Origin of the sequence: Metallococcus carri, from assembly GCF_011440275.1 — a bacterium.
GTDB lineage: Bacteria > Actinomycetota > Actinomycetes > Actinomycetales > Dermatophilaceae > Metallococcus > Metallococcus carri.
This window is the reverse complement of sequence record NZ_JAAOIV010000001.1, coordinates 13,147-26,862: the sequence shown is the minus strand read 5'-3', so window position 1 is coordinate 26,862 and position 13,716 is coordinate 13,147. Positions and strand designations below refer to the sequence as shown.

The window sequence follows — 13,716 nt, the reverse complement described above, 5'->3', positions numbered from 1 at the left end:
ATGGCGGCACGATGACAGACGCAGACCATCCCAGCCGCCCGCACCACGTCGTGGCCACGCACAGCGTGCAGATCCCGCCCGACGTGTCGATGGTGACCCTGCTCGGCCCCCGCGACGAACTCCTGCGCACGATGGAGCGCGCCTTCCCGACGCTGCAGATCCACGTGCGCGGCAACGAGTTCCACCTCGAGGGCGACCCGGCCGACATGGCCCTGGTCGAGGAGCTGCTCGACGAATTGCTCGTGATCATCGACGCCGGGCAGCCGCTCAACCGGGACGCGGTGGAGCGCTCGATCGGGATGTTGCGCGGCAAGACGCGCGAGCGGCCGGCCGACGTGCTCACGATGAATATCGTCAGCAACCGCGGCCGCACGATCCGCCCGAAGACGCTGGGTCAGAAGCGTTATGTCGAGGCGATCGACAGCCACACCATCGTCTTCGGCATCGGCCCGGCCGGCACCGGCAAGACCTATCTGGCGATGGCCAAGGCGGTCGCGGCGCTGCAGGCCAAGCAGATCAACCGGATCATCCTCACCCGTCCGGCCGTGGAGGCGGGGGAGCGGTTGGGCTTCCTGCCCGGCTCGCTCAACGACAAGATCGACCCCTATCTGCGGCCGCTGTATGACGCGCTGCACGACATGGTCGACCCCGACTCGATCCCGCGGCTGATGGCGGCCGGCACGATCGAGGTGGCACCACTGGCCTATATGCGCGGCCGCAGCCTCAACGACGCCTTCGTCATCCTCGACGAGGCGCAAAACACCTCGGCCGAGCAGATGAAGATGTTCCTCACCCGGCTCGGTTTCGGCTCCAAGATGGTGGTCACCGGTGACACCACCCAGATCGACCTGCCCGGCGGCACGCAGTCGGGGCTGAAGGTCGTGCAGGACATCCTCGGCGATGTCGAGGACATCCACTTCTCCTTCCTCACCGCCCAGGACGTCGTCCGGCACCGCTTGGTGAGCGAGATCGTCGAGGCGTATGACGCCTTCGACGCCCGCCGTGGCCCGCGGCGCAGCGCGGGTGCACCGCGCAAGGACGCTCCGTGAGCATCGAGGCCGCCAACGAGACCGACGTCGAGGTCGATCTCGACGAACTCATCGAGTGCGCCGGCTATGTGCTGGCCGAACTGCACGTCCACCCTGACGCCGACCTCTTCGTGCGGATCGTGGACGAAGCCGCCATGGAGACCCTGCACGTGCAGTGGATGGACCTGCCCGGGCCGACCGACGTCATGAGCTTCCCGATGGACGAGCTGCGACCCGGCCGTCCCGACCAGGTGTCGGAGGAGGGGATCCTCGGCGATCTCGTCCTCTGCCCGACGGTGGCTGCCAAGCAGGCCCGCGAGGCCGGCCACACCACCGACGAAGAATTGCTGTTGCTCACCGTGCACGGCATCTTGCATCTGCTCGGCTTCGACCACGCCGAGCCGCAGGAGCGCAAGGAGATGTTCGACCTGCAGCGCACCCTGCTGCTCACCTTTCTCGCGCGACGGCCGGCCGCACCCGCGGTGCGCATCACGCCGCCGTCAGGGGAGTGACCTCGGCGATGATCCCCCTGCTGCTCGCCGCGCTGGTCGCGGTGACGGTCGGCGCAACGCTCGCTGCGGTCGAATCCGCCTTCGGCCGGGTCAGCCGCCACCAGGTCGAGGAATACACCGCCGAGGGTCGTCGTGGTGCGGCCGCGCTCAGCGACCTCATCGGTGACTCCAGCGCCGCCCTGATGGTGCTGAACTTCCTGCGTGTGGTCGCCGAGATGACCGCCGCCGTGCTCGTCACCGTGGGGATCGGCCGCGGGGTGCGCAGCCTGTGGGCGACGCTCGCGATCTCCATCGGCATCCTCGCGGTCGTGTCCTTCGTGATCGTGGGTGTCTCACCGCGCACCTGGGGCCGCCAGCACTCCGGCGGCATCGCGCTCGCCACCGCGCCGGTCGTGCGCTGGCTGCGCGACCTGCTCGGTCCGATCGCCCACCTGCTGGTGCGCCTCGGCAACGCTGTGACTCCTGGCCGGGGTTACCGCGACGGGCCGTTCGACTCCGAGGCCGAGCTGCGCGAATTCGTCGATCTCGCAGGCGAATCCGACCTGATCGAGGCCGACGAGCGCAAGATGATCCACTCAGTCTTCGAACTCGGCGACACCATCGCGCGCGAGGTGATGGTGCCTCGCACGGACATGATCACCATCGACCGGTCCAAGACGCTGCGCCAGGCGATGTCGCTGTTCAACCGCTCCGGCTTCTCGCGGGTGCCGGTGATCGACGGCAGTCCCGACGAGGTCGAGGGCGTGCTCTATTTCAAGGATGTCGCCGCCCGGATGGCCGGGCGGACCGACCGCGGCGATGACCCGGTGGGCGAGATCATGCGCGAGGTCGCGTTCGTGCCCGACAGCAAACCGGCCGACGATCTGTTGCGCGAGATGCAGACCGACCGCCGTCACTTCGCGATCGTGATCGACGAGTATGGCGGGACCGCCGGCCTGGTCACCCTGGAGGACATCGTCGAGGAGGTCGTCGGCGAGATCGACGACGAATACGACCGGGTCTCCCCGACGGCACACCTGCTCGAGGACGGCACCACGCGGGTGCCGGCGCGGATGGCCGTGGACGATTTCGCCGAGCTGTTTCACCTCAACCTGGACGAGGACGACGTCGACACGGTCGGCGGCCTGCTCACCAAACAACTCGGCCGGGTGCCGCTGGTCGGCGCGCGGGTCGAGATCGGCGACCTCACCCTCACCGCCGAGCGGATGGCCGGCCGCCGCCACCAGATCGCCACGATCGTGGTGGACCGCTGGCCGCCACAGGACCACGACGACACCGCCGAGCCGGTGGCCTCCGGCACGGGCGGGCGGGCCCGGCATACGATCGACGGCGCGACGGAAGGGGAGCAGCAGTGAGCGGATATCGCGCCGGGTTTGCGTGCCTGATCGGGCGGCCCAACGCCGGCAAGTCCACGCTGACCAACGCGCTGGTGGGGCAGAAGGTCGCGATCACCTCGAGCAAGCCGCAGACCACGCGGCATACGATCCGCGGCATCCGCACCACCGAGACCGGGCAGCTGATCCTGGTCGACACGCCGGGGCTGCACAAACCGCGCACGCTGCTCGGGCGGCGGCTCAATGACGTCGTGCGCGAGACGCTGCTCGACGTGGATGTCATCGGCTTCTGCCTGCCGGCGAATCAGAAGATCGGTCCGGGTGACCGGTTCATCGCCGATGACCTGGCCGACCTGCGGCGTGGCCGTCGTCGGCCGGTCGTGGCCATCGCCACCAAGGCCGACACCGTCGACAAGCAGCGGATGGCCGAGCACCTGGTCGCCATCGACCAGCTCGGCGACTGGGACGAGATCGTGCCGTGCTCCGCGGTCGAAGGCACCCAGGTCGACACCGTTGCCGAGGTGCTGATGTCGCATCTGCCCGAGTCGCCGAAGCTCTATCCCGATGACGTGCTGACCGACGAATCGGACGCCGTGATGATCGCCGAGCTGGTGCGCGAAGCCGCGCTCGAAGGGGTGCGCGACGAACTGCCGCACAGCCTCGCGGTGGTCGTGGAGGAGATGGTGCCGCGCGAGGACCGGCCCGCCGACAAGCCGCTGATGGACGTGCGCGTCAACGTCTATGTCGAGCGCTCCAGCCAGAAGGCGATCATCATCGGTCGCGGCGGCTCCCGGCTGCGCGAGGTCGGCACCACCGCTCGCGCTCAGATCGAGGAGTTGCTCGGGCAGCGCGTCTATCTCGACCTGCACGTCAAGGTGGCCAAGGACTGGCAGCACGACCCCAACCAGCTGTCGAAGCTGGGCTTCTGACGCGATGGCTGACGACACCCTCGCCTGGGCCGAGTTCGGCGACACCCTGCGCCTGCCGGTCGACCTCGCCCGCGACTATCTCGGCAAGGTGCCATGGCAGGCCGCCGGCTTCCTGCCTCAGCACCCCCTGGTCGATATCGGCTGTGGCTCGGGCCTGTCGACCCTGGAGCTGGCCGACCGCTATCCCGAGACCGAGATCATCGCCGTCGAGCCGGACCAGGCGACGCGTTCGCTGCTCATGCTGCGCATCGCCGAGCGACCCGAAGTGCGTTCTCGCACAACGGTTTTGCCCGAGTCGATCCTGGACTGCTGGCTGCCCGCGCAATGCGGGGGAGCGCTGCTGTTCAACGTCATCTACTTCCTCGGCGGCCAGGCCCGCGACGAGTTCTGGCAGCGGATGGCGCGCGTCCTCGTGCCCGGTGCACCGGTGCTGATGTCCCGGTCGTATGGCGGTGTGCCCGAGTCCGAGGTCGAGCGGCAGTTGGTCGCGGAGGCGACCATGGGCCGGCATACCTATCAGCGGTTCTTCGAGGCCGCCCCTATGTATGACGGGCGGATGCGCATCACCACCACCTATGTCGTGCTGCGCGACGGCCAGAAGGTGCGCGAGGTCGTCGAGCAGGTGACTCCGTGGGGGCTCGACGAGGAACTCGTGCTGAGCGAGGTCCCGGTCGGTCAGTTCGCGATCGAGGAACTCAACGACGACTATTTCGCGATCCGCCGGGTGCCTGACCTGCGCCGCTGACGCGGTGAGCCCGGTGCAGCTTCGCTGCGCCGCGCGTCCCCCACGGAAAGTCGACATTGTGGAGCCTTTTGGTGCCCTATCGGCTCTGTGGGTCGCGTGAAGTGGACATCGTGGAGACTTTTCGCGCGGTGTAGGGCGGGCGCGTCAACGAGGTGACCGGGATGCCTGGGTGACGTTGCCGTCAGGAGGTGACTTTGACTGTCTTCCAGGCGGATTCGACGGCCTGCTGCTGGCTGGAGCCCTGCCCGAAGCGGTCGCCGGCGGCCTTGATGGTCGCCGTCGCGAACGCGCTGAACTCGGCGTCCTTGGGCAGGCCGCCCTGGGTGATCACGTCATACCAGACCAATCCGGCGCCCTCCCACGAGTTGCCGCCGATGCCGGTCGCGGCGAGATAGAACGCCCGGTTGGGGATGCCGGAGTTGATGTGCACCCCGCCGTTGTCGTTCTGCTCGTCGTGCGGCAACTCCTGGTAGCCGTCCATGTCGGCCGGCTGCGGGTCCTTCCCGAGCCGCGGGTCGTCGTATGCCGTGCCGGGCGCCTTCATCGACCGCAGCGCCTCTCCCTTGACCTTGGCGGTGAACAGACCCTGCCCGATCAGCCAGTCGGCCTGCTCCGCGGTCTGGCCGAGCACGCGCTGCTTGACCATCGAACCGAAGACATCCGACACCGACTCATTCAGCGCTCCGGACTGCCCGACATAGGTGAACCCGACGGTGTACTGCGTCACGCCGTGGGTGAGCTCGTGGCCGATCACGTCGACCGCGCTGGTGAAACCGTTGAAATAGGTGCCGTCACCGTCACCGAACACCATCTGCTCACCGTCCCAGTAGGCGTTGTCGAAATCCTTGTCGTAGTGAACGGTCGCGATGAGCGGAAGTCCCTTGTCGTCCAAGGAGTTTCGACCGAACGCCTCCCAGTAGAGCGTCCAGGTGTCGCCGAGCCCGTCATACGCCTCGTTGACGGCCTTGTCGCGGGTCGGCTCCTCACCCTCGGCCCGGACCTGGCGGCCCGGCAGGCTCGTGCCCTGCTGGGCGTCGTAGATCGTGCGCTCGAGGGTGGCCGTGGTCTTGCGTGGCGGGGCCGCCTCCTGTCGGCGGTGCTCCGCGCGCTCGCGCAGGTGCGGCGGGATCAGCCCGACTCCGCCGGCATTACGCGGGTTCTCACCCGAGCGCGCCGCCCGGACCTGCCGTTGGCCGGTGGCCGCGGAGGACCGGGCCAGAGTCCGTTCGGCCGCGCGGGCCACGCGCGGGTCACCGCTCGCGGCCAGGCGGCGCAGGATGTGCGGGGGAACGATGAGGCAAGGCGTCGTCATACCTCCAGCATGGCCCCGCGCACCGACACCCTGCAGGGAAACGGCCGGTGGACGTCCCGCCCCCCGAGCGGGGCGTCCACCGGCTCGGTCACGCCTCGATCCGCAGCGCGGCGGTCGGGGTGACCCGCACGGCCCGGCGGGCCGGCGGCTGGGAGGCGGCGAGCACGAGCAGCACGCCGCAGATCGCGATGACCGCGAGCAGCGGTCCGGGGATGCCCCACACGAAGCCGTCGGTCTGTCCCCCGACGAGCGACTGGGCACCGAACGAGCCGTAGACCAGCCCCAGTCCGATGCCGGTGATCACGGCGGTCGCGCCGAGGGCGATCGACTCGCGGGTGATCATCGAGCGGACCTGCGCCTGGGTGAAGCCGAGGGCGCGCACCAGCCCAATCTCGCGGCCGCGCTGGATCACGGTGAGCGACATGGTCGAGACGAAACCGACGGCGGCGATGATCGAGGAGATCACCACGATGCACACCATCACCGTCGACGTCGCGCCGAGCACCGCCTGCGCTTCGGCACGCTGCTCGGGCGGCATCTCCCACCCGTTCACCGATGCCTGCAAGGCCGAGAAACCCGAGGCGAAGGTGGTGACCAGGGTGACGCCGACGATCAGCCCGATGGTCGAGCGGGTGGTGCGCATCCGGTCGCTGACCGCATTGCGACGGGCGATGCGCGTCACCGGGCCGCCGCCGAGCAACCTGCTGAAGCCGCGCACGACCCACGGCACGAAGAAAGACGCACCGGTCAGCAGACCGGTGGCCGACACGATCGAGCCGAGGAAGGCGGTGAAGAAGCCGGAGGTCGAGCCGTCCTCGCCGAGCATCGCGCCCAGCACGAGCAGGCCGAGCCCGCCAAGCATCAGCGTCGACGCCAGCCCGGCGCGGAGGGCGGACCCGGTGCGGCTCGGCACCGCGATCGCCGCACCGGTCATCGCCTGCGCCGGGGCGACGTCGAGCACCTTGCGGGATCCGAGGAACCCCGCGACGGCGGCCGCGCCCACGATCGGCAGGACGACGAGCACCGACGACGGTGTCACCCAGGGGTAATCCGCCCTGGGGAGCGTGCCGCGGGCGACCAGCACGGTGCGCACGGCGTCCGAACCCAGTATGCCGACCGCCGCGCCTGCCGCTCCGCCGATCGCCCCCGCGGTCGCGCAGCTGCGGCGCACCGAGGCACGCAGGGAGCGGGCATCGGCGCCGAGCAGACGCAGCAGCGCGATCTGCCGGAGGCGACCGGCGATCACCGTGGCAACGCAGCCGCTCATCACGACCGCCGCGACGTAGAGCGCGATGCCGATGAACACGGCCGACACGATGCCGAGGATGATCCCGGCCGAGCCGCCGTCCTTCTCGGCCAGTGCGTTCATCACCGAGGAGACCATGGCGAGGGTCGCGCCGTAGAAGCCGGCGAGCCCCGCAACGAGCACGACGGTGGTGCTCTCGCGCAGCCCGCCCATCACCAGACCGCGTCTCATGCTGCCGTCTCCAGACCGATGAGCAGGCGCGAAATGTCCTGCGGCGCAAGGCGATTGTGGTCGGCAGCGATGCGGCCGTCGGCGATCACCAGCACGCGATCGGCATACGACGCCGCGACCGGGTCGTGCGAGACCATCGCGATGGTCTGGCCGTATTCGCCGCATGCGGTGCGCAGCAGCGTGAGCACTTCGCGGGAGGTGCGGGTGTCCAGGTTGCCGGTCGGCTCGTCGGCGAAGACGATCGCCGGCCGGGAGGCGAGGGCGCGCGCGATCGCGACGCGCTGCTGCTGGCCGCCGGACAACTGGGCCGGGTGGTGGCCGAGGCGGTCGCGCAGGCCGAGCACGGTGCTCAGGTGCTCGATCCAGCGACGGGTCTCGCCGTCCAGCGTCCGGCCGGCGAGCTCGAAGGGCAACTCGATGTTCTCGGCGGCCGACAGCGTCGGCACGAGGTTGAACGCCTGGAAGACGAAGCCGACCCGGTCGCGTCGCAGCAGGGTGCGCTGCTGGTCGGTCATCCGGTGCACCGGCTGGCCGGTGACCAGGACCTCGCCCCGGGTGACATCGTCAAGCCCGGCTGCGACATTCATGAAGGTCGACTTGCCGGAGCCGGACGGTCCCATGATCGCGGTGAACTCGCCGGCCCGGATGTCGACGGTGACGTCGTCGAGCGCGCGGACGGCGCCGGCGCCGGTGCCGTATTCCTTGGTGACGGATCGGAAGGACACGATGGGTGGTGTGTTCTGCATGCCTTCCAGGGTCGTCGTCGGCGCGCCCTGGCACATCCGGCCACGGATCGATTCGGCATACATCCTGGGATGTATGCCGGGGTGGGTCAGATCAGCCCGTGCTCGTAGGCGTAGACGACCAGCTGCACCCGGTCGCGCAGCTGCAGCTTGGCGAGAATGCGTGACACGTGGGTCTTCACGGTGGCCTCGGAGAGGAACTCAGCGGCGGCAATCTCGTTGTTGGACAAGCCTTCTGCCGCTCTCAGCAGGATCTCGCGCTCGCGTTGGGTGAGCCGGTCGTATTCCGGGCCGGGGCTGCGTGTGGCACGGGCGCGGAACCGCTCGAAGAGTTGCTTGGTGGCTCCGGCGGCGACGACCTGACTGCCTTCGGCGACCGCGCGGATCGCGGCGAGCAGCAACTCCGGCTGGGTGTCCTTGAGGATGAACCCGCTCGCCCCGGCCTCGATCGCCGAGGCCGCCGCCTCGTCCAGATCGAAGGTGGTGAGGATCAGCACCTTCGGGCAGTCCTTGCCGTATGCCGTGTGCAACTCCCGGGTGGCGGTGACGCCGTCGACCCGGGGCATCCGCACGTCCATCAGGACGACATCGGGGCAGGTGTCGCGGACCAGGCGCACCGCGGCCGCACCGTCCTCGGCGTCGCCGACGAACTCCAGGTCGGGCTGGCTGCCCACCACCATCGCGATGCCGCTGCGGAAGAGGGCCTGGTCATCGACCATCGCCACGCGGATCATCGGGTCTCCTCCCGGCCAGGGGGCACGTGCGCGTCGAGCCACCAGTCGGCACCGACGCGGCGAGCATGAGCGTCACCACCGGCGAGTTGGGCACGCTCGATCATGCCGATCACACCATGGCCGGTGCCGTCGCCGGCGGTGCTGCCGACTCGATTGCGGATCGCCAGCCGGTAGCCGTCGCGCCAGTCCTCGACCACGGTGACCGGCTCGGTCAGATCGCCGTGCTTGAGCGCGTTGGTGAGGCCCTCGGAGAGCAGGCGGTATGACGTGAGCGCCAGCAGCGATGACTCGCGCGGGGTGCCTTCACGCTGGTGGTCGATCGTCATACCGGAGGCCCGCATGCGGTCGATCAATGCGGTGTGTTGCTCGAATCCTGGTGTGCTGCCTCGGGATTCCTGGTAGCGCAGGCGGTGCAGGATGTCGCGCAGATCGGCGATCGCGGTGCGCGCGGTGTCGCCGATCACGACGAGCGCGCGCTCGGCCTCGTCGGGTGCGGTGCGCAGCGCGTAGCGGGCGCCGTCGGCCTGAGCAGCGACGACGGCCCACGAGTGCGCGACGACATCGTGCATGTCGGCGGCGATCCGGCTGCGCTCCTGCTCCTGCTCGAAGGCGTGCTCGAGGCGACGCCGCTCGGCCTCCTCCAACTGGGCGTCGACCGTGGCCTGCACCCGCTCTCGGGACTGGAGCCCCGCGTAGCCCGCGACCCACCCACCCAAGGTGATCAGCGCGCCCACCGCGGCGAAACCGACCAGGAACTCCAGGGAGAACTCCGGGATGGGAGGGATCGCGCCAGGGGAGGTGAGGGCCGCCCAGGTCGCGCCGACGATGACCGCCACGACCGCAGCGACCAGACCGAAGCGGCGCACCCGCTCCTCGCGGTGGCCACCGAGCACGAAAAACATCGGGGCATAGGCCAGATCGGCCACCGGTGCCGTCGCCTCGGGCAGCGCGAGTTGCGCAACGCCGCCGACGATCGCCAGCGCGATCATCGGCACCAGCCAGAGCCGGCGGATGATCAGCGCGGCGCAGACCACCAGGGTCGTCACCAGCGAATAGGACGACGTGGCCACCGAGGCGGCGATCGCGAGCAGCGTGAAGCCGACCGTCCAGGCGAGGTCGAGCGCGAGCCGGCGACCGGTCGGCCGCTGCGTCGAGGCCCACACGTCGGTCATGCCCACAGTCTGCCTGCCCGCCGAGGGGCCGGGGTGGCGCGCCCACCCGGCCCCTCGTCATACCTCACACCTTGCTGTGGGCTCCGGTCATCAGACCGGCCAGATCCTCGGGGTGCAGGAAGGATGGCGGTGGGGGCGGCCCCCAGTTGAACAATCCGCGCGCGCCGTCGAGCACCTCGGGCTCCCAGATCTCCTCTTCGGGGATGCAGTCCATGTCGGAGAAATACTCCGAGAAGTTGCCGGCGGGATCCTTGAGATACCAGAAGAAGTTCGACCCGGCGTGGTGCCGACCCAGGCCCCAGACGTGCCGCTCGGGGTTGTCCTCGAGCATGGCGTACGCGCCACGACCGACATCGTCGATGTCGTCGACCTGCCAGCTGGTGTGGTGCAGGTAGTTGACCGGTGACTGCAGGGCCAGGAAGTTGTGGTGGTCGTTGGAACACCGCAGGAACGCACCCTTGTCACCGATGTAGTCCGACACCTTGAAACCGAGGCCCTCGACGAAGAAGCGCATGGTCGCGGCCAGGTCGGTGGTCCCCGCCACGGCGTGACCGAGGCGGCGCGGGCGCACCGGCTCGGTGCGCAGGATCCCCGGTGCCCGCCCGGTCCGTTCGATCCGACCCGGACCGTTGTATGGCGTCGCCGGCGTCCGCTCCTGGTGCAGCCGGGGCAGCACGGTCAGCCGCGCGCGGAAACCACCGATCGGCTCGGTCGCCACCAGGGTGTCACCGTCGAGGTCGGCAGGGATGCCCAGGCGCTGCAGGTTGGCGGCAACACGGGCGAGGTCGTCGACGTGGTCGACGGCGACACCGAGTTCGACCAGTCGACGCTGCGGCGCTGCGACAACGCGCAACTGCTCGCCACCGTCGCGCGTGCTGAATCCTCCGTTCGTGCCCTGGCTGAGACCGAAATCGCTGTAGTACGACTGGGTTTCGGCGACATTGGGCACGCCGATGATCACGTGGCTGAGTCGATGCAGGCTCATGCTTGGTCCTTTCCGTCAGCGGTGACGAAGGTCTGCCGCAGTTCGCCGATGCCTTCGATGCTGCTGACCAGCACCTCGCCCGGCTGGATGAACCGCTGCGGCTTGCGGCCGAGTCCGACACCATCGGGGGTGCCGGTGAACAGCAGGTCGCCGGGGTAGAGCGTGACGACCTTCGACAGCTCTGCGATGAGCCGCGCGACCGGGACGAGCAGGTCGGCGGTCCGGCCGTCCTGCACCACCTCCTCGTCGAGGGAGCAGGTGAGGTGCAGGTCGTTGCGGTCGGGCAGTTCGTCCGGCGTCACCAGCCACGGGCCAGTCGGGGCGAACCCGGGATAGGACTTGCCCAGGCCGAACTGCGGGGCCGGTCCGGACAGCTGGATGACCCGTTCGGAGATGTCCTGGCCGACGGTGAGACCGGCGACGTAGTCCCAGGCGTCCGCCTCGGACACCTGGCGGGCCGTGCGCCCGATGACCGCGACGAGTTCGACCTCCCAGTCGGTGTTGCCGCCGTTGGGCAGGGTCACCTCGGTGACCGGACCGGACAGGCTGGACAGGAACTTCGGGAACACCGGCGGCAGGCCGGTGGGGGAGTCGAAGCCCGACTCCTTCGCATGCTTGCCGTAGTTGAGGCCGATCGCGAGGATCTGCCGCGGCTCGGGTGACGGCGCGCGCAGGCCGGCGGCGTCATACGGCACGGCCTCGTCCAGCGGCGCCTGCTGCGCCCAGCCGACGAAAGGCGACCAGTTGTCGTAGACCGCGCGTAGCTCCGGACCGAAGCGACCGTCGCTCGCCTTGTGCACGTCGAGCGCGCGTCCGTCGGTGGTGATGAGCGCGGCGCGCCCATCGAGGTTGGCCAGTCGCATGTCAGTTCCTCGTTCGTGGGGTGGTCTCGGTGTGGTCGCCGGGTGCGGCGAGCGACAGCGTGTGCCGCACGGCGTGTTCGAGATCGGTCAGTGGGTTGTCGGTCATGGCGCTCGCGCGCCAGGCCACGTGGTGGTCGGGACGGACCAGCAGCACGCCGTCGTCGGCGATCTCACGCAGCGCCCGCCAGCGACCCGAGGTGTCGACGTGGGTTTGGCCGTGCGCGATCACGTGGGTGGTGATCGGCAGGCCCAACTCGGCGCCGATCTTTTCCGCCGCCTCGACCCACCGGGTGCCACCGACGCCGGTCAGCACGGTGAAGGCGCCGTGCCCGGTGAGGTCGATCGTCGAGACATCTGCGTCCTCGCCGGTCAGCCAAGCGTGGGGCAGACGGGCTCCCGGATGCGTGGTCGGGTGGTGGTAGAGCTCCGGATCACGTTGTGGCTCAGGCCAACTCGTGCCGTCATCGAGCACTGCTCCGGAGGTGTAGCGCTGGTCGAGCTCCACTCCGTGTGCGTTGAACTGATAGTTCTGCAGTTGTATGGCGTCGTCGAGCGCGCGGCGGCGCTCGGCCGCTTCCGGCGTGGCGTCGTAGAGGCCGCTCAGCGCTGCCAAGCCCTCCTCGCGGGTCTGACCGGGGGCGAAACCCAAAGCCTTGGAGATCGGCAACATGTCGGCAACGCTGCGCATGGCGCGGTCAACGACCTGCTCGCCGACCGGCCTGCGCTCCGCGTCGTAGCTGTCCAGCAGGTCCTCGCCGGCGCGACCCTGCAGGACATAGGCAAGCTTCCAGGCGAGGTTGAACGAGTCCTGGATCGAGGTGTTGGTGCCGAGCCCGTTGGCCGGCGGATGACGGTGGGCGGCGTCACCGACCAGGAAAGCCCGGCCGCGCCGATAGGCCCGGGCGACCTGACGGTTGATCTGCCACAGGCTCGTCGCCTTGATCCGGATGTCGACCTTCGGGTCGCCGATGGTCTGCTGCGCCCTGGCGACCAGCGACTCAGGGGACATGTCGGGTTCACCCTCGGCGGGGTCGTACATAAACAGCAGCACCCACTCGGTCCACGGCTTGACGCAGATCCAGGTGCCCGACCCGACCCAGTAGTCGTTGCCCGGCTGGCACATCCAATAGAGCGTCCCGGGCCGGTGCGCGGTGTAGGCGGTCAGGTCCGCCTCGAGCCAGACATTGGCCGCCGCGTCGAGCCCGGCCTCGCCGGTGAAGGTGAAGCCGAGCTGGTCGGCGACGGTGCTGCGACCGCCGTCGGCGCCGACCAGATAGCGCGCCCGGATCCGTTGCTCGGCGCCGTCGTCGCGGTGTCGCACGGTGGCGGTGACGCCGTCGGCATCCTGCTGCACCTGCACCAGCTCGGTGGAGAAGCGCAGGTCCGCCCCGCGCGCCCGGGCTGCGTCCAGCAGCACCGGCTCGAGGACGTGTTGGGGGATATTGCACATGCTGCTCGGGCTGGCCAGCTCGTAGTCGCCGTGCCGTTCCGGGCCGCTGCCCCAGGTGAGCAGCCGCGCGATCTCCTGCTCGGCGAAGCTGGTCGCCCAGATGTTGTGTCCCATCAGGGCATTGGGCGTTGCCACCTCCAGGACCTGGTGCTCGATGCCGAGATCGCGGAAGACCTCGACCGTGCGCTGGTTGGTGATGTGGGCCCGCGGGGAGTGGGCCGTGCCGGCGTATTTGGTCACGGTGACCGCGTCCACCCCGTGCTGCGCCAACAGTGCCGCCATGGCCAGTCCGGCTGGCCCGGCGCCGACGACGAGGACGTCGGTCTCCAGGTCGGGCTCGGGCGCCGGCTGCGCCGGTGGGGTGCTGTCCATCGGATCCATCGGAGGGCTCCTTCTCCTGCTGCGTGATCTAGGTCACCGTTGTACGCCTCG

At 69.4% G+C, this 13,716-nt stretch carries 13 protein-coding genes; 5 read left to right on the top strand and 8 right to left on the bottom strand.

The window, feature by feature from the left end; all coding sequences use genetic code 11:
- The first annotated feature begins 11 nt into the window (after positions 1–11).
- The 5 genes from G9U51_RS00140 to G9U51_RS00120 are packed head-to-tail and all read left to right on the top strand — an operon-like array spanning position 12 to position 4,548.
- Positions 12–1,049 (top strand): PhoH family protein, encoded by a 1,038-nt coding sequence (locus tag G9U51_RS00140; RefSeq protein WP_166191450.1) that lies wholly within the window; start codon positions 12–14, stop codon positions 1,047–1,049.
- Positions 1,046–1,540, top strand: coding sequence for an rRNA maturation RNase YbeY (gene ybeY, locus G9U51_RS00135; protein WP_166191447.1), 495 nt, complete (start codon positions 1,046–1,048; stop codon positions 1,538–1,540). Before G9U51_RS00140 ends, ybeY begins: the two co-directional genes overlap by 4 nt.
- A gap of 8 nt (positions 1,541–1,548) precedes the next feature.
- Entirely contained in the window at positions 1,549–2,895 is a 1,347-nt protein-coding gene (locus G9U51_RS00130) for a hemolysin family protein (RefSeq protein WP_166191442.1), read from the top strand.
- Complete coding sequence (gene era / locus G9U51_RS00125; RefSeq protein ID WP_166191438.1) at positions 2,892–3,803, top strand: GTPase Era; 912 nt, start codon at positions 2,892–2,894, stop codon at positions 3,801–3,803. The genes G9U51_RS00130 and era overlap by 4 nt, the downstream gene beginning before the upstream one ends.
- Positions 3,804–3,807: 4 nt before the next feature.
- On the top strand, positions 3,808–4,548 hold the full coding sequence (locus tag G9U51_RS00120) for a class I SAM-dependent methyltransferase (protein ID WP_166191435.1): 741 nt from the start codon (positions 3,808–3,810) through the stop codon (positions 4,546–4,548).
- A 181-nt stretch (positions 4,549–4,729) separates the two neighbouring features.
- Here the strand turns inward: G9U51_RS00120 and G9U51_RS00115 are convergent, their stop codons facing one another.
- The 8 genes from G9U51_RS00115 to G9U51_RS00080 all read right to left on the bottom strand — a co-directional run bounded on the left by G9U51_RS00115 (position 4,730) and on the right by G9U51_RS00080 (position 13,665).
- Complete coding sequence (locus tag G9U51_RS00115) at positions 4,730–5,860, bottom strand: M4 family metallopeptidase (protein ID WP_166191432.1); 1,131 nt, start codon at positions 5,858–5,860, stop codon at positions 4,730–4,732.
- A gap of 88 nt (positions 5,861–5,948) precedes the next feature.
- The gene (locus G9U51_RS00110; protein WP_166191429.1) at positions 5,949–7,337 is read right to left on the bottom strand and encodes an ABC transporter permease; all 1,389 of its coding nucleotides are present in this window, start codon (positions 7,335–7,337) and stop codon (positions 5,949–5,951) included.
- Positions 7,334–8,083, bottom strand: a complete 750-nt coding sequence (locus G9U51_RS00105; RefSeq protein ID WP_207947890.1) for an ABC transporter ATP-binding protein — start codon at positions 8,081–8,083, stop codon at positions 7,334–7,336. The genes G9U51_RS00110 and G9U51_RS00105 overlap by 4 nt, the downstream gene beginning before the upstream one ends.
- Before the next feature lie 86 nt (positions 8,084–8,169).
- Positions 8,170–8,814 carry a response regulator transcription factor gene (locus tag G9U51_RS00100; protein WP_166191426.1) on the bottom strand — a complete coding sequence of 215 codons (645 nt, stop codon included), beginning with the start codon at positions 8,812–8,814 and terminating at the stop codon, positions 8,170–8,172.
- A complete protein-coding gene (locus tag G9U51_RS00095) occupies positions 8,811–9,986 on the bottom strand; it encodes a sensor histidine kinase (RefSeq protein ID WP_166191423.1) in 1,176 nt (391 codons plus the stop codon). Before G9U51_RS00095 ends, G9U51_RS00100 begins: the two co-directional genes overlap by 4 nt.
- Before the next feature lie 64 nt (positions 9,987–10,050).
- Entirely contained in the window at positions 10,051–10,971 is a 921-nt protein-coding gene (locus G9U51_RS00090) for a VOC family protein (protein ID WP_166191420.1), read from the bottom strand.
- Positions 10,968–11,834, bottom strand: coding sequence for a fumarylacetoacetate hydrolase family protein (locus G9U51_RS00085; RefSeq protein WP_166191417.1), 867 nt, complete (start codon positions 11,832–11,834; stop codon positions 10,968–10,970). The genes G9U51_RS00090 and G9U51_RS00085 overlap by 4 nt, the downstream gene beginning before the upstream one ends.
- A gap of 1 nt (position 11,835) precedes the next feature.
- Complete coding sequence (locus tag G9U51_RS00080; protein ID WP_235945259.1) at positions 11,836–13,665, bottom strand: FAD-dependent monooxygenase; 1,830 nt, start codon at positions 13,663–13,665, stop codon at positions 11,836–11,838.
- Positions 13,666–13,716 lie beyond the last annotated feature (51 nt).